15 protein-coding genes are annotated in these 14,666 nt (G+C 72.8%); 3 read left to right on the forward strand and 12 right to left on the reverse strand.

Features of this window, described 5'->3' with window-relative positions; all coding sequences use genetic code 11:
* Nucleotides 1–58: 58 nt before the first annotated feature.
* A complete protein-coding gene (locus tag A949_RS0124450; RefSeq protein WP_019358674.1) occupies nucleotides 59–1,609 on the reverse strand; it encodes a multicopper oxidase family protein in 1,551 nt (516 codons plus the stop codon).
* Nucleotides 1,610–1,723: 114 nt separating this feature from the next.
* Entirely contained in the window at nucleotides 1,724–2,278 is a 555-nt protein-coding gene (locus tag A949_RS0124455; RefSeq protein WP_019358675.1) for a hypothetical protein, read from the reverse strand.
* A gap of 141 nt (nucleotides 2,279–2,419) precedes the next feature.
* On the opposite strand from A949_RS0124455, the gene A949_RS34385 reads away from it, so the two are divergent.
* Complete coding sequence (locus A949_RS34385) at nucleotides 2,420–3,472, forward strand: helix-turn-helix domain-containing protein (protein WP_019358676.1); 1,053 nt, start codon at nucleotides 2,420–2,422, stop codon at nucleotides 3,470–3,472.
* A gap of 128 nt (nucleotides 3,473–3,600) precedes the next feature.
* On the forward strand, nucleotides 3,601–4,815 hold the full coding sequence (locus A949_RS0124465; RefSeq protein ID WP_019358677.1) for a S8 family peptidase: 1,215 nt from the start codon (nucleotides 3,601–3,603) through the stop codon (nucleotides 4,813–4,815).
* 103 nt (nucleotides 4,816–4,918) lie between these two features.
* Here A949_RS0124465 and A949_RS0124470 read toward each other — a convergent pair whose 3' ends face one another.
* The 4 genes from A949_RS0124470 to A949_RS0124485 form a co-directional block, all read right to left on the reverse strand.
* A complete protein-coding gene (locus A949_RS0124470) occupies nucleotides 4,919–5,608 on the reverse strand; it encodes a response regulator (protein WP_019358678.1) in 690 nt (229 codons plus the stop codon).
* Nucleotides 5,605–7,062 carry a sensor histidine kinase gene (locus A949_RS34390; protein ID WP_237735894.1) on the reverse strand — a complete coding sequence of 486 codons (1,458 nt, stop codon included), beginning with the start codon at nucleotides 7,060–7,062 and terminating at the stop codon, nucleotides 5,605–5,607. The genes A949_RS0124470 and A949_RS34390 overlap by 4 nt, the downstream gene beginning before the upstream one ends.
* A 297-nt stretch (nucleotides 7,063–7,359) precedes the next feature.
* On the reverse strand, nucleotides 7,360–7,581 hold the full coding sequence (locus A949_RS0124480; protein ID WP_019358680.1) for a hypothetical protein: 222 nt from the start codon (nucleotides 7,579–7,581) through the stop codon (nucleotides 7,360–7,362).
* A gap of 1 nt (nucleotide 7,582) precedes the next feature.
* A complete protein-coding gene (locus tag A949_RS0124485) occupies nucleotides 7,583–7,801 on the reverse strand; it encodes a hypothetical protein (RefSeq protein ID WP_051019615.1) in 219 nt (72 codons plus the stop codon).
* Nucleotides 7,802–7,971: 170 nt separating this feature from the next.
* On the opposite strand from A949_RS0124485, the gene A949_RS36760 reads away from it, so the two are divergent.
* Nucleotides 7,972–8,250: a DUF397 domain-containing protein gene (locus A949_RS36760; protein WP_078565519.1), complete on the forward strand. Its 279-nt coding sequence runs from the start codon at nucleotides 7,972–7,974 to the stop codon at nucleotides 8,248–8,250.
* Nucleotides 8,251–8,336: 86 nt separating this feature from the next.
* On the opposite strand, the gene A949_RS0124490 is transcribed toward A949_RS36760, so the two are convergent.
* The 6 genes from A949_RS0124490 to A949_RS0124515 form a co-directional block, all read right to left on the reverse strand.
* Complete coding sequence (locus tag A949_RS0124490) at nucleotides 8,337–9,575, reverse strand: outer membrane protein assembly factor BamB family protein (protein WP_019358682.1); 1,239 nt, start codon at nucleotides 9,573–9,575, stop codon at nucleotides 8,337–8,339.
* Nucleotides 9,576–9,993: 418 nt separating this feature from the next.
* Complete coding sequence (gene tgmC / locus A949_RS0124495; protein WP_019358683.1) at nucleotides 9,994–11,130, reverse strand: ATP-grasp peptide maturase system methyltransferase; 1,137 nt, start codon at nucleotides 11,128–11,130, stop codon at nucleotides 9,994–9,996.
* Complete coding sequence (tgmB, locus tag A949_RS34395; RefSeq protein WP_019358684.1) at nucleotides 11,127–12,092, reverse strand: ATP-grasp ribosomal peptide maturase; 966 nt, start codon at nucleotides 12,090–12,092, stop codon at nucleotides 11,127–11,129. Before tgmB ends, tgmC begins: the two co-directional genes overlap by 4 nt.
* A complete protein-coding gene (gene tgmA, locus A949_RS0124505; RefSeq protein WP_019358685.1) occupies nucleotides 12,089–12,334 on the reverse strand; it encodes a putative ATP-grasp-modified RiPP in 246 nt (81 codons plus the stop codon). The genes tgmB and tgmA overlap by 4 nt, the downstream gene beginning before the upstream one ends.
* Before the next feature lie 274 nt (nucleotides 12,335–12,608).
* Nucleotides 12,609–13,277 carry an FMN reductase gene (locus A949_RS0124510; protein ID WP_019358686.1) on the reverse strand — a complete coding sequence of 223 codons (669 nt, stop codon included), beginning with the start codon at nucleotides 13,275–13,277 and terminating at the stop codon, nucleotides 12,609–12,611.
* A complete protein-coding gene (locus A949_RS0124515; protein ID WP_026004994.1) occupies nucleotides 13,274–14,404 on the reverse strand; it encodes an LLM class flavin-dependent oxidoreductase in 1,131 nt (376 codons plus the stop codon). The genes A949_RS0124510 and A949_RS0124515 overlap by 4 nt, the downstream gene beginning before the upstream one ends.
* Nucleotides 14,405–14,666 lie beyond the last annotated feature (262 nt).

Here is a 14,666-nt window from a genome sequence, read left to right on the forward strand (position 1 = left end):
CCTCCGCGGCGCCCGGGCCTCCGGAGCGCCGTGCGGGCACGAAGACCGCACCGAGTGGCTACCCGCGGTAGCCGAGCACCGTCATCATCCCCGACCCGCTGTGGTAGACGTTGTGGCAGTGCACCAGCCACAGCCCTGGGTTGTCGGCGTCGAAGTCCACCTCCAGCGTCCTGCCCGGCAGCACGATCGCGGTGTCCTTGCGGGGGCCGCCGTCCGGCAGCGCGAAGGTGTGGCCGTGCAGATGCATCGGGTGCCACATGCCGGTGGTGTTCACGAAACGCAGCCGCACCCGCTCGCCCGCCGTCACGGGGTGCCGCCGCCGCGGGTCGTACTGTCGGCCGCCGATGCCCCAGTCGTACCGCGCCATGGAGCCCGTCAGCCGCAGGGTGACGGTCCGGTCCGGCTTGCGGGGAGCGAGCCGGACCGCGTCCGCGGCCGTCAGCCTCCCCGCGGTCAGCGGAGTGCCGGACAGCTCCTCCGGACGGGCGGCGGCCGGGGGCGCGGCACCCGGCGCGGTGCGCAGCAGCGCGCGGGCCGTCCCCTGCTTGCCCTCGGCCAGTGCGGTGAGGGGGAAGACGCCGTCTCCCGCGGTGACCAGGACGTCGTAGCGCTCACCCATGCCGAGCAGCAGCGCGTCGGTGGCGGTGTGCCCGACGGGGTAGCCGTCGGTGTGGGTCACGGTCATCCGGTGCCCGCCCAGCGCGACCCGGTAGGCGGTGTCGCCGCCCGCGTTGATCAGGCGGATGCGGATGCGGTCGCCCGGCTTCGCGCGGAAGGTCTCCGGATCCGTCCGGGTGCGGCCGTTGACCAGGTGGTGCGGGTAGTCCACGTCGCCCGCGTCGCCGCCCAGCACCGGGCTGCCGGTGCCGGGCATGCCGGGCATGCCGGGTGCGTCCCCGCTGCCGTGTCCGCCGGTTCCGTCCCCGTCGCCGCCGTCCGCTCCGCCGCCGTGGTCCATGCCGCGGTGCAGTGCGGCCAGGACGGTCTCGGGGGTGGCGCCGTCCACGCCGTCCAGCCAGTCGTCCAGGACGACCACCCACTCCTTGTCGTAGCGCAGCGGCTCCCTCGGGTCCTCGACGATCAGCGGCGCGTACAGCCCGCGGTCCCGCTGGAGGCCGGAGTGCGGGTGGAACCAGTAGGTGCCGGGGTCGGGGACGGCGAACCGGTAGGTGAAGTCCGCGCCCGGCCGGATCTCCCGCTGGGTGAGCCCCGGGACGCCGTCCATGTCGTTGCGCAGGGCCAGCCCGTGCCAGTGCACCGAGGTGGCCGCCGGGAGGTGGTTGGCGAGGGTGACTTCCAGGGTGCCGCCCGCGGTGGCGCGGACCTCCTGGCCGGGGATCCGGTTTCCGTAGGCCCAGGTGGGGACGGTGACGCCGGAGCCCAGCGCGAGCCGGGTGCGGGTCGCGGTGAGCCGCACCCGGCGGGTGCGGCCGTGCGGGCGCCGGGCCTCGGCAGCCCGGACCTCGGGGCCGTCCGGCCGGACGTGGCCGCCGGTGCCCTCGGCGTCGGCGGTGTCCGGGCGGCCGCGCTCGGCGCAGCCGGCGGTCAGTCCGGTGGCGGCCAGGGCGGCGGCGCCCAGAACGGTCCGGCGGGCGGGAAGGGAACGCATGTGCATACCTCGCGTGGTGTGGTGTCGAGCCTGGGTGCGGGCGCACGCACACCGCACCCCGGGACGGCCGGTGTCGGCCGCCCGCCGGGCGGTGCGGTGTGTGTGCGGGCCCGCTCAGATCCGCAGGACCGACAGGCGCGCGAGTCTCGACGAGGTGCCCGGCGGCGGCAGTGGACGCAGTGCGCGCCGTATCCCGGCGTGGCAGGGCTCCCGTCCGTCCGTGCCGCGTGGTGTCAGGACGGTGACGGCGGCTCCCGGCAGCGCGGCGGCCGTCCACGCGCCCAGTACGGCCAGGCAGACGGAGAGCGGGTCGGTGCCGGTCCCGTGCCCGCCGCCGTGGTCCGGCTCCCGGGGCGCGGAATCCCCGTGCGGGGCCGCGGTGTTCGCGGCGCCGCCCTGGAGGCGGGGCGGCTGCGCCGAATGCGCCGGGGAGACCGTTCCCTCACCGGCCCCGGCCTCTTCCGCACTCCCGCCGTGGACCGCGGGGGCGGTCAGGTGCGCGGCGACCTGCGGGGCCTCCGGTGTCCCGGCGGCGGAGTGTCCGAGGGTGTGCATGCCGACGAGCCCCGACAGCAGGGCGGCGAGCAGCAACAGGCGCCCGCACCACATGCCGCGGGCGCGCATGCCGCGGGCGCGGCTCGGGCGCTCGCCGGTCGGCACGGGTCGCATGCGACCACCTTAGCCGGATGCCCGCAGGGGGTATGCGCCGGTGCCCCGCGCCGGAATTCGCAGGGTTCCTGCTTATATGACGTAGCGGTGGCGGCGTTCGGTCATTGACGTGAACTCGCCACCACGCACAGGATGCCCAGCATGTTGGAGGCTCTTGATCTCGACCCTGTCCAGCAGCAGGTCTACGAGGCACTGGTGGACGGCGCCGTGACCGTCAGCGAGTTGCGGGCGGCGGCGGGAGTGGGAGCCGCGCGGGTGCGGGCCGCGCTCGCCGCGCTGGAGAGACTCAACCTGGTGGGGCGCTTCCCCGCGGACCGGGGCAGCAGAGGTGCCGAGCGCTATCTGCCGGTGGCACCGGAGATCGCCTTCGAGTCGCTGCTGCTCGCCCGCGAGGAGGAGATCCACCGTACGCGGCGGCACATCCAGCACCTCGCCGCGCGGTTCCGCGCCCAGGCGGCGGGTCGCGACCCCCTGGAGCTGGTGGAGATCGTCACGGGACGCGCCGCCGTCATCCGCCAGGTCGACCAGCTCCAGCGCAGCGCCCGCGCCGAGATCCGGGGCATCGACCGGCCGCCCTACGCCAACAGCGACCCCGACCGGCTCGACCCGAAGACCGGCATGATGCCGGTGCAGGCCCAGATGCTGCGGCGCGGCGTCAACTACCGGGTCATCTACGACACCGACGGGCTCGCCACCTCCCACCGGTTCGACACGGACATCGGTGCCGCGGCCGAACTGGGCGAGGACGCCCGGGTGATGGCCGACACCCCGACGAAGATGCTGATCGCCGACGACTGCATGGCGCTGATCCCGCTGCGCGCCGCGCCGAACGAGCTGGCCAGCAGCGTCGTCGTGCACCCCTCCGGACTGCTGGAGGTGCTGTGCGACTTCTTCGAGGTGCTGTGGGGGCGGGCGCTGCCGATCTCGGAGTACCTCGCGGGCCGCAGCCCCGGTGCCCCGGACGGCCCGACCGCGCAGGAGGCCAAGCTGCTGGCCCTGCTGGCCACCGGTATGACCGACCAGGTGATGGCCCGGCAACTCGGCATCAGCTACCGCACCTTCCAGCGCCGGCTGCACGGGCTGATGGAGCGGCTGGGGGCGACCACCCGGTTCCAGCTCGGGATGCGCGCCGCGAGCCTCGGCTGGCTTCCGCAGTCGGGGGCATCCGAGCCGCGCCCGAATCGCGGAGTATGACCGTCCGTTGGGCAATTGCTCTTCGGCCGGGCGGCTCGTCGAACCCTTGTCCTGTTCGTGACCACGCCCCTAGCGTGCCGATCGCGCACCCCACATGCGCACCCCCCACACGAGGAGGAACCCTCCCCATGGCAGTGACGCGCAGGAAAGTCGCCCTCGGCATCTCGGCCGCGGTGGCCGCGGCAGCCGTCGGCACCGTCACAGCGCTCCCCGCGAACGCGTCCCCCGAGGCCCCGGCGCACGGCACCGTCCTCGGCGCGCACTCGGCGCAGGCCGTCGAGGGCAGCTACATCGTCACCATGAAGAAGTCGGCCGTGAGCACCAAAGCGGCTGCGGCCAAGGGCCGTTCGGTCATCTCCGAGCACGGCGGCAAGGTCCGCAGGACCTTCACCAGGGCCCTCAACGGCTACTCGGCGAAGATGTCGGCGAGCGAGGCCGCGGAGCTGGCAGCCGACCCGGCGGTGGACAAGGTGTACGCCAACCAGAAGCACACCGTCACCGGCGAGCAGGCCAACCCGCCCTCCTGGGGCCTGGACCGCATCGACACCCCCGAACCGAACCTGGACGACAAGTACGTCTACCCGGACAGCGCGGGCGAAGGCGTGACCGCCTACATCATCGACACCGGCGTCCGCACCACGCACGAGGACTTCGGCGGCCGCGCCACCAGCGGCTTCGACGCGGTCGACGGCGACGACGACGCCTCGGACGGCAACGGCCACGGCACCCACGTCGCCAGCACCGTGGCGGGCAAGGCGCACGGCGTGGCGAAGAAGGCCGACGTGGTGGCCGTCCGGGTACTGGACGACCAGGGCTCCGGCACCACCGAGCAGGTCGTCGCCGGTATCGACTGGGTCACCAAGAACGCCGAGTCGCCCTCGGTGGCCAACATGTCGCTGGGCGGCGGCGCGGACGAGGCGCTCGACACGGCCGTGCGGAACTCCGTCAAGGCGGGCGTCACCTTCGCCGTGGCGGCCGGCAACGAGTCCTCGGACGCCGGGAACAGCTCTCCCGCCCGGGTGGAGGAAGCCCTCACCGTCGGTGCGACCGACGACAAGGACGCACAGGCGAGCTTCTCCAACTACGGCGACGCGCTCGACCTGTACGCCCCCGGCGTCGACATCACCGGAGCCTGGAACACCGGCGACGACGCCACCGACACCATCTCCGGCACCTCGATGGCCTCCCCGCACGTCGCGGGCGCCGCGGCGGTCTACCTCTCGGGCCACAAGGACGCCACCCCCGAGGCCGTCTCCGAGGCGCTGACCGACGGCGCCTCCGCGGATGTCGTCGGCAACCCGGGGCAGGGCTCGCCCAACCTGCTGCTGAACATCGTCGAGTGACACCCCGCAACACGGCCGGGTGACGACGAGACCCGGCACACCCCCCACCTTCCGCGGCCCGGTGCCCCACACACCGGGCCGCGGTCGCGCGCCGCGGGGCGCCTCAACGGCGGCCCGGCCGCACCAGCCCCGTCTCGTAGGCGAAGACCGCGGCCTGCGTGCGGTCCCGCAGCCCCAGTTTCACCAGGACGCGGCTCACATGGGTCTTGACCGTCTGCTCGGCGACCACCAGCTCTCCGGCGATCTCCAGGTTCGACAGCCCGCGCGCGACGAGTGCGAGCACCTCCGTCTCGCGCTCGGTGAGATCGGCGACCCGCTCCTTGAGCCGGGCCCCGCCCGGCCCGTCCGGCATCCCGGCGAACTTCTCGATCAGCAGTTTGGTCAGGTTCGGCGCGAGCAGCGCCTCCCCGCGGGCCACCACCCGGACCGCGTCGGCGAGTTCGGCCGCCGAGGCGTCCTTGAGCAGGAACCCGGAGGCCCCGGCGCGCAGTGCCTCGAAGACGTACTCGTCCAGGTCGAACGTGGTCAGCACCAGGACCTTCGGATCCGCGGCGCCGCCGGTGCGCGCCTCGGTGATGCGGCGCGTCGCCTCGATGCCGCCCAGCCGCGGCATCCGCACGTCCATCAGCACGACGTCGGGCGCCAGTTGCGCGGTGCGCTCCACCGCCTCCAGCCCGTCGACCGCCTGACCGGCCACGGTGATGTCCGGCTCCGCGTCCAGCAGCACGGTGAAGCCCTGGCGGACCATCTTCTGGTCGTCGGCCAGCAGTACGCGGATCGTGGTCGTGGTCACGATGGATCCTCGGCGGTCTCGGCGGTTCGGATGGTTCCGGCGTTTCCGGTGGTTCCGGCGGTCCTGGTGATTTCGGTGGGCCGGGCGCTCCCGGTGCTCGGTGCGGCACCGGCGGGGGAGGGCAGGGGCAGCGCCGCCACCACCCGCCAGCCGCCGTCCGGCGTCGCCCCGGCCCGCAACGTGCCGTCCAGCATCGCGGCCCGTTCGCGCATTCCCGGCAACCCGTGACCCGCGCCGGGCGCTGCCGGAGCGGCTGCGGCCGGTGCGGTCCTGCCCGGCGCCGGCCCGCCGTCGGCCACCCGCACGGTCACCTCCGTGGGGCGGTAGCCGATCTCCACCTCCGCCTCGGCCCCCGGCGCGTGCCGCAGCACATTGCTGAGCGCCTCCTGCACGATGCGGTAGACCGACACCTCCACGCCGGGAGGCAGCGGACGGGGCTCGCCGCTGATCCGGGTGGTCACGGTGAGTCCTGCGGTCCGGACGTTGGCGACCAGCTCCGGCAGCCGCTCCAGGGTGGGCTGCGGCGTGTGCCGGTCCGTGAGCGCGTCCTCGGAACGCAGGACGCCCAGCACCCGGCGCAGTTCGGCCAGCGCCTCCACGGCGTTCTGCCGGATCCCGGCCAGCGACTCCCGCAGCTCCTCGGAGGGGTTCTCCGTCAGATGCGGCGCGGCCTGCGCCTGGATGGAGATGACGGACATGTGGTGGGCGACCACGTCGTGCAGCTCACGCGCGATGCGGTTGCGCTCCTCCAGCAGGGTGCGCCGGGTGCGCTCCTCGGCCGTCCGCTCCTCCTGGACGACGAGTTCGGTGCGGGCCGCCTGGCGGCCGTGCAGGGCGCTGCCGACCACCACGGCCAGCGTCAGCACGAGGACGTCCACGGGGAAGTCACGGGCCGTGGGTGGCCGCAACTGCCCGGTGGCCAGGGCACACAGCACACCGCTCAGCACCGTCAGCAGCAGTGCCCCCAGGGCCGCCCGGGGGCGCCTGCGCAGCGCGAGCAGCAGCAGTACCCCTGCCTGGCAGACCACTTCCGGCACCGTCCACGGGGACTGCCGCAGATACGGGGGCGGTGCGTGACCGGTGGCCAGTGCGATGACCGCCATGGTGACGGTCACCACCCACCAGGCCAGCACCGGCCTGAAGACGGCCAGCACCAGCGCGGCCGCCTGCGCACCCCCGAACAGCACCGCGTCCGCAGCGCCGAAGACCCGGAAGGGGCCGCCGGTGAGCATGTTGATGTGGAAGATGGCGATGACCAAGGCGGCCATCGACGTGACGAGGACGACGATCGGCCGCCAGATCAGCCAGCCGCTCACGCGCCCGGTGCCGTTCACGCTTCCGGCGCCCGCCCCCGTCCGCCCTCGCGGACTGCCGCCCCAGCCGAACAGGTCCTCGCGCAGCGCGCGAGGCAGGTTCCGCACGCCCTTCCCCAGGCCCCGCACCCTGTCCCTCATCGCCTCACCCCCGTCACCCCCGTCATCATCGTCACCCTAGACACGCCCCGTCGTCGCCGAACCGGCCGGTGAGCCCGCGGCCACCACCGTGCTGGCGCTCCGGGGCCGCCGCCCCCGCTCGTACCGGTGAAAGACGGCCCAGCAGGCCGACGGAGCCTTCCGTGCGGGGACCGGATGCCCGGCCGACGCTAGGAATCCCGCCCCCGCACGCACGTCCCTCCGCGGAGCGCACCCGCGGTGTCCCTCTCGGGTATGACGCGCGGTGCGCACGGGCCGCCGAGGTCCGGACGGCCTCGCTCAGGACGACGACGGTGCGGGAGGAGGAAACGTTCGTTCCTCCGGCTGACGCGCGGAAGCCGGCACGCGCCGCAACTGGTCGCCGTACCGGTAGACGACGATGGGCGGGGTGCCCTCGTGCAGCATCAGCCGGTAGATGACCGGTGCGGGCCCCGTCACCTGGATGATCTCGCCGGTCTTCCCGCTCTTCCGGTCCTGCGCCACCTCGCCGACCGCCCACATGTCACACGCTCCGCAGGTGTCGGCCGGCGCCGGACGTCGCCGGCAGGTGCGTGCGGCGCAGAGGTGCGCCGAAGAGCGCCTCCAGGTCCGCCCGCGGCTCCGGGTCCCCCGCGGCCCGGTTGATCACCGTGCGGAACCAGGCGCGGTCCTCGCAGGGCCGCGCCTCCTCCTGCGGGGAGTTCACTGCCCGGTGGCCGCCGGGGGGTTCGCTTCGCTCCATGGTGCCTGCCCTGCCGTCCGCTGGTCACGTACTGTGCTGAGAACAACACGGAAACGGCTCGGATGGTGCGTTATGAGCACCCCTTCTCGTGAGGTCGCTCCGCAACGGACTTGTACCGGGGAACGTAAGGGCAGGTCGGTATGGGTGGGACGCGCAAGTCGCCGGCCGGGATGAGTATTCCGCCGAGCCTCGGTGAGGACGTCCGCCGCGTCAGGCGAGCCCGTGGTATCTCCCACAGGAGTTGCCACAGCGACCCGCAAGGCGGCAACTGCGTCGAGTGGGCGCCGGGTCTCGTGTCCGGCGGCGGCGTGGTTCCGGTGCGGGACAGCAAGGCCGTCGAGCGCGGGGCGCTGTTGTTTCCCGGCCGCCTGGCGGGCGTTCGTGGACGATGTGGCGGCCGGCGTCCCGCGGGGTGGGCCGAGGCCGTGATCCTGCCGCCCCGCGGCTGAGCGCGGGACGGCTCCGGCGGCGCTGTTCTCCGCCCCGGTCCCTTCCGGACTGCCGGCCACGACCGGCAGCCGGGGGAACCGTCCCGTCAGTGTGTCGGCTTGGCGGGCAGGGCGTGCAGCTTCTCGCCGTGCAGGGCGAAGACGCGCTCACCGTCGGTCGCGACCAGCCACGCGTGATGGTCGCCGGTGTGGTCGTTGAACGTCCAGCGCAGCTCTCCGTTCTTCGGGTCGAAGGCGTGCACGCCGCCCTTCTCGTCGAGGTCGGTGGCCCCGAAGAGAGTGCCGCCTGCTGTGACGTACTGCCGGGGCACCTTGGCTCCCGCGTCTGCCAGAGCCTTGGACTGCCAGATCTTCTTGCCCGTCCGCGGGTCGACGGCCCACAGCGTGCCCCCGCTGTCGGCGACGTGGAGCACGTCATCGAGGACGGCGGGCTCCTTGAACGTGCTGGAGTCCTCGGCCCGCAGCGACCACTTCTCGGCGCCGTCGGAGATGCGGAAGGCCTGAAGTTGCTGCTTCTGCGGGATGATCACCAGGTCTTCGTGGACGGCGAAGAAGCCGTAGTTCGTGCCCGTCGTCTTCTGGGTCCAGACCTGCTTGCCGGTGGCGGTGTCGCGAACCGTCAGGTTCTTCTTGAAGTCCGTGTAGACGAGGTGGCGGCCCTGCACGGCAGCGTGCACGCCGTTCTGCTTGGTGCCCTCGTCCCGCTGCTCCTTCCACGCGACCTTGCCCGTAGCGCTGTTCAGCGCGGCGATCACGTTGGTGTGGGACGAACCGTCGTCCTCCAGGATCTCGGCGATGACGTACACCTGCTCGTCGTCCACCGCGATCGGTCTCGGCTGCCGGTACTCCTTGCCCAGGCGGCTGCGCCAGGTCCGCTTCCCCGAAGCCGGGTCGTACCCGCCGACGGTGCCGTCGTACTCGCTGCTGGCCAGGTACAGGGTGTCGTTGCCGAGCAGGAGCGGCGCACCGGGCACCGCGCCTCCGTCCAGCGTCCAGCGCTTCTTGCCGCTCGCCGCGTCGAGGGCCGCGAGCGGAGCACCACTCGGAATCACCCTGCCGCGGGTGGCGACGAGTTCGTCATTGTCCCCGAATGTCTGTGCCGAGGTCGTCTTCGTCCACAGCGGCTCGGGGGCCTTCCCGTCCTCGGATTTCGCGGGCGGGGTGCTGTTCCCGGGACTCGCGGAGCCCCCGTCGTCGGCCGTGTCGTCCTCCCGGCAGCCGGTCGCCCCGGCCGTCAGCACGGCCAGTGTGAGACCACCCCCGGCCATCCGCAGCATCCCTCGCCGGTCCGGCTCGCGGGCCGGCCCACTGTGGTCCTTCGGCATGTCGTCTCCCCCGTGGAGTCGTGTCAGCAACGGCATGAGCGGGCCGCACCCCTGCACCGGTGTGCGGCCCGCGGTCGTACGTTAGCCACTGCCGGGCGATCGGGGTGACGTCGGAACCCGTTGGGAACGACTCTGTGAACCGATCGGTACGTCGGCCCCCTGCGGCGGGCCGCGCTCACAGAACTTCGGACGTCGGCCCGGCCTCCGCCCTCGGGCAGGACGACCGTTGTCGGCCCTTGAACGTGCACGGTTCCTCGCCCCGTCCCGCACCGGGGACCCGCAGGTGTGGCGTCCCCGGCGGTTGTGCGGGGAGCGATGAGGCCCTGGCTCGGCGGCCGGCGTTCCACAGGGTGGGCCGCGCGAGAGCCGGGCCCCGGCTGCCTGACGGCGGGCTCCGGTGGGCCCGGGACGGTGCTGGTCAGAAGGGCAGCGGCCAGGACGGGCCGTCCGGGGTGCCCAGCCAGACCACCTGGTCCTCGACGGTGGCCGTCATGCCGAAGTCCACCAGGCCGGGAGAGCCGTGCCGATTCCAGACCTCCAGGGCTTCCTCGACCTGATCCCACAGCGAGAGCGGCCCGTGCTGGTGGACCGTCCAGCCGCTGCCGGAGGGCTCCGTCCACGCCTGGGAGCCCGTTGCGACGTCTCGCAGGACCAGCCCGTTCCCGGTGGTCAGCAGTTCGGCCGAGGGCGCGGCGAGCTGGGCGACGAAGCGGGCTGCCCACCGCTCGGTGAGGGCGGGGTCCACACGGGTGGCACGCGTGCGGCCGGTCTGCCGGTAGAAGGTGGCGTGCGGGGGGCGTTCGTGCGGCCGGGCGAGCATGTAGGAGACCTCGTCCGCGGTGAACCTGCCGGACAGCGCGCCGTGGTCGTCGAGGGTGAGCCGGATCAGCCCGGCGGCGAGCATCCATCCGCTGACCGTGATGGTGACGCTGCCGCCTTCGGCGAGCTGGGAGAGCCAGGCAGGGGGAACCGAGCGGACGGAGCAGGTGGCGACGATCGCGTCGTAGTCGGCCCCTTCCCGGTGGCCCTGCAGTCCGTCCCCGACCACGAGCGTGGGGGTCCAGCCGGCCGCCCGGAGAGCTCGGGCCGCCGCAGCGGCGGAGCCGGGGTCGTACTCGACGCTGACCACGTGGTCGGCACCGAGCCGGTGGCAGAGAACGGCGGTGGAGTATCCGGTGCCGGTGCCGATCTCGAGCACCCGGTCACCGTCGTGCACATCGGCGATGTGCAGGGTGCGGGCGACGAGGGAGGGAAGAGTGGCGGAGGAGGTGGGGCTGCCGGAGACGGGCCCTGCTGCGCTGCTCGCGTCCACGCCCTCGACCTGTGTCACCCAGGTGCGGTCGGAGTGGATCATCCGCAGCCATTCCTCCTCGCCCACGTCCGAGCGCGCGACGGGCTCCCACGTGGTCCCTGAGGGGAGGTAGACGGCCGGGGGCACGAAGAGGGCACGGTCGACGGCGGCGACTGCCTCGCGCCACCGCGGCGCGAGATCCGGACATGTGGCGGCGACGCGAGCGGCCGCACTCCGGCGCAGCTCGGCGGAGTTGACGGTCACGACGGGGCTCCTGCGTGTTCGAGCTGGTCGGCGACGGCGGAGACGATCCTCTCGGTGATGGGGTGCGGGAACCAGGCGTACTGCCCGTTGGGGTTGCACTCGTACCACCAGGGCCGCCCCTCGGAGTCGAGGCCGAAGTCGAATGCGCCGAAGACCAGGCCGAAGGATTCCAGGTAGGAGCGGATGGCGCGCGCCAAGGGGGGCGGAGTGTCGATCAGGGTGTAGGTCAGGTCGTCGTAGTGCCGCCGCCAGTCCACCCCGGGGCAGCCGTCGATGCGGACGGTGAAGACCTGTTCGCCCACGGCGGTCACCCGGAGATCGGCGACGGACGGAACCCGCTGCTGGAACAGGTGCATCGTGGCGGACACGCCGTCGGTCAGGTCGCCGGGCGCCACTTCGTCGACCCACACGGTCAGGGCCCGGCCGTCACTGCCGCGGTAGTCGGTGGCCCGCAGCGGCTTGTAGACGACGGGACCGTGCTCACGCGCGAAGCCCCGCGCTGCCCGGGGATTGTTGGTCAGCAGTGTGCGCGGAACATCGAAGCCGCAGCGGTGCGCGGTGGCCAGCTGCGCGGGCTTGTACTCGGCGTCCCGGTTGCGCCACGGATGGTTGACGAAGTGGGCTCCCGGCAGCGCGGCCAGGATGCCGCCCAGTCCGCAGCGGGCTTCTTCCGCACACCAGCGCGCATCCTGCTCCGTCAGCCCCTGCGGCGCGGCGTAGGCACGGGGGCGCCGCCAGTAGACCGATCGCACCGCCTCGATGCCCGCCCAGCGGGTCGCTGTCGAGACGCTGCCGCTCAGCCCGCACCCGTCCACATACGCACCGACGGTGACCGTCTCCGGGAAGTCCCCGGGATCCAGCCGCATCACCGGTACGCGGCGCCGGTTCAGCTCTTCGGTCACGGCGTCAGCCGTCGCGTCCTCCAGGCGGGAGACGACCAGTACCGGACGCCGACGGGTCAATCCGTGTCCCCTTCTTGGTCCGAGCCTTCATCCGTGTTGCCGTCCAGGCTGGTCTTCGTACTGGTCTCGTTCGCCGTCTCGGACCGTTTGTGCCGGGACGCCGGCACTCCCGCCCGGTCAGGTCCGACCCAGCGGGCCGTCTGTGTCACCGAGTCCAGCACGGCATCGGCGGTCGGCATCGTCACCGTGCGCGGGTAGGGCCGCATACGGGTAAGGCCCCAGGGTGTGGCGGGCTCGTGCATCAGACCTCCTCGGTCACCCGATCCTCCACACACAGTGTGTGCGCGGACCCTCCCGGGAGAAGGGCGCATCTCGGAGCGCACCGGTGCACAGTGGTGCAATACCGGGCGCAGTGTGGCCACGAGTCTGCAACGTGCATGGATCGCTGAGCCGCGCGCACAGGCGGCCATCGCCCCGGCCCGTGGCGGGAGCGACGGAATCACCGCGGGTCGCTCCGAGGGGCAGGATCTCCCGGCTCAACATCTCCCCGGCCCGCACGGGCCGGGGAGGCCGCCCTCAGTCCTCGACCCGCAGTGCCGCCAACTGCTGTTCGAACGGCACCACGTCCGGCTCCTCCGGACGTGTGTCCCGGGAGGCGGCGCGGGGGGCGATCAGGCCCGCCAGTTCGCCGCCCGCGCGGGCGATGCGGCGGGGGAGCGAGGGGGTGACGCCGTCGTCGGGGGCGGCCCAGTCGTCGGTCGCCGCGTACACGGCCGTCGGTACGGCCACCGCCCGAAGGTAGCTGAACAGCGGCCGCATGGCGTGCTCCAGGACGAGTGAGTGGCGCGGGGTGCCGCCGGTGGCGCCCAGCAGTACCGGCTTGCCGGCGAGCGCGTCCTTCTCCAGGACGTCGAAGAACGACTTGAAGAGCCCGCTGTAGGACGCGGAGAAGACCGGGGTGACGGCGATCAGCCCGTCCGCCTCCGTCACCTTCCCGATCGCCTCGCGCAGCGACCCGCCGGCGAAGCCGGTGGTGAAGTTGTGCGCGATCTCCGTCGCCACGTCCCGCAGTTCGACCGTCGTGACCTCGACGTCCACGTCGGTGTCCACGTCGGCGTCGGTGCGCAGCGCGACCCGGGTCGCCTCGGCCAGCCGGTCGGCCAGCAGCCGGGTGGAGGAGGGCTCGCTCAGCCCGGCGGAGACGACGGCCAGCCGGACCGCCCGGGTGCTGTCGGTGGACGTCATACGGCGGCTCCCTTCCCGTTCTGCTCTTCCGCTGTCTGCTCGGCGGCCCGCGCGGAGCGCTCCGCGGCGACCCGTGCCGCGTGGGTCGGTGCGTCGGCGGTGCCCGCCGGGCGCCGGGCGGCCATCTCCTTCCGCAGCACCGGCACGACCTCCTCGCCGAGCATGTCCAACTGCTCCAGCACGGTCTTCAGGGGCAGGCCCGCGTGGTCCATCAGGAAGAGCTGGCGCTGGTAGTCGCCGAAGGACTCGCGGAAGGTCAGCGTCTTCTCGACGACCTCCTGCGGGCTGCCGACGGTCAGCGGCGTCTGGTCGGTGAACTCCTCCAGGCTGGGGCCGTGTCCGTAGACGGGCGCGTTGTCGAAGTAGGGGCGGAACTCGCGCACCGCGTCCTGGGACCTGGGCCGCATGAACACCTGGCCGCCCAGGCCGACCAGGGCCTGCTCGCGGGTGCCGTGGCCGTAGTGCTCGAAGCGGTCGCGGTAGAGGCCGATGAGGCGCTTGAAGTGCTCGTTGGGCCAGAAGATGTTGTTGGCGAAGAAGCCGTCGCCGTAGTAGGCGGCCTGCTCGGCGATCTCCGGGCTGCGGATGGAGCCGTGCCACACGAACGGCGGCACGCCGTCCAGCGGGCGCGGGGTGGAGGTGAAGCCCTGCAGCGGGGTGCGGAAGCGGCCCTGCCAGTCGACCACGTCCTCGGTCCACAGTCTGCGCAGCAGCGCGTAGTTCTCGATCGCCAGCGGGATGCCCTGCCGGATGTCCTGGCCGAACCAGGGGTAGACGGGGCCGGTGTTGCCGCGGCCCATCATCACGTCCGCGCGGCCCTCGGCGAGGTGCTGGAGCATCGCGAAGTCCTCGGCGATCTTCACCGGGTCGTTGGTGGTGATCAGCGTGGTGGAGGTGGAGAGGATCAGCCGCTCGGTGCGGGCCGCCAGGTAGCCGAGCATGGTCGTCGGCGAGGAGGGCACGAAGGGCGGGTTGTGGTGCTCGCCCGTGGCGAAGACGTCGAGCCCCACCTCCTCGGCCTTGAGGGCGATGGCCAGCATCGCCTTGATCCGCTCGTGCTCGGTCGGCGTCCGCCCGGTGGTGGGGTCGGGCGTCACGTCGCCGACGGTGAAGATCCCGAACTGGATGGGGGTGGCCGTCATGGTGCTCGCCGTCCTCCGTGTGACTGTGGGCTGCTGCTGTGCCCGGGGTGCGGGCTGAATTGGTTGACCATTGAACTATCTCTGCCCGCTTCAATGCATCCGGGTGCCCGGAAATTCCCGCTGTCCGATCCCGCCGTCCGGTCCCGCAGGCCGGTCCCCCGGGTACCCCGGTGGCCGGTCGCGCTGCGTGCCCGGGCGGGTGCGCGGTGCTCGTCGGCACCCGCTGTGAAACGATCGGATCGGGGCG

Source organism: Streptomyces sp. AA1529 (genome assembly GCF_000280905.1).
Classification (GTDB): domain Bacteria; phylum Actinomycetota; class Actinomycetes; order Streptomycetales; family Streptomycetaceae; genus Streptomyces.

What these genes read in the sequence shown, in the direction of transcription:
- A949_RS0124450 (WP_019358674.1), bottom strand. Translation starts at nt 1,609, where the DNA reads ATGCGTTCCCTTCCCGCCCGCCGGACCGTTCTGGGCGCCGCCGCCCTG.
- A949_RS0124455 (WP_019358675.1), bottom strand. Translation starts at nt 2,278, where the DNA reads ATGCGACCCGTGCCGACCGGCGAGCGCCCGAGCCGCGCCCGCGGCATG.
- A949_RS34385 (WP_019358676.1), top strand. Translation starts at nt 2,420, where the DNA reads ATGTTGGAGGCTCTTGATCTCGACCCTGTCCAGCAGCAGGTCTACGAG.
- A949_RS0124465 (WP_019358677.1), top strand. Translation starts at nt 3,601, where the DNA reads ATGGCAGTGACGCGCAGGAAAGTCGCCCTCGGCATCTCGGCCGCGGTG.
- A949_RS34390 (WP_237735894.1), bottom strand. Translation starts at nt 7,062, where the DNA reads ATGAGGGACAGGGTGCGGGGCCTGGGGAAGGGCGTGCGGAACCTGCCT.
- A949_RS0124480 (WP_019358680.1), bottom strand. Translation starts at nt 7,581, where the DNA reads ATGTGGGCGGTCGGCGAGGTGGCGCAGGACCGGAAGAGCGGGAAGACC.
- A949_RS0124485 (WP_051019615.1), bottom strand. Translation starts at nt 7,801, where the DNA reads ATGGAGCGAAGCGAACCCCCCGGCGGCCACCGGGCAGTGAACTCCCCG.
- A949_RS36760 (WP_078565519.1), top strand. Translation starts at nt 7,972, where the DNA reads ATGAGTATTCCGCCGAGCCTCGGTGAGGACGTCCGCCGCGTCAGGCGA.
- A949_RS0124490 (WP_019358682.1), bottom strand. Translation starts at nt 9,575, where the DNA reads ATGCCGAAGGACCACAGTGGGCCGGCCCGCGAGCCGGACCGGCGAGGG.
- tgmA (WP_019358685.1), bottom strand. Translation starts at nt 12,334, where the DNA reads ATGCACGAGCCCGCCACACCCTGGGGCCTTACCCGTATGCGGCCCTAC.
- A949_RS0124510 (WP_019358686.1), bottom strand. Translation starts at nt 13,277, where the DNA reads ATGACGTCCACCGACAGCACCCGGGCGGTCCGGCTGGCCGTCGTCTCC.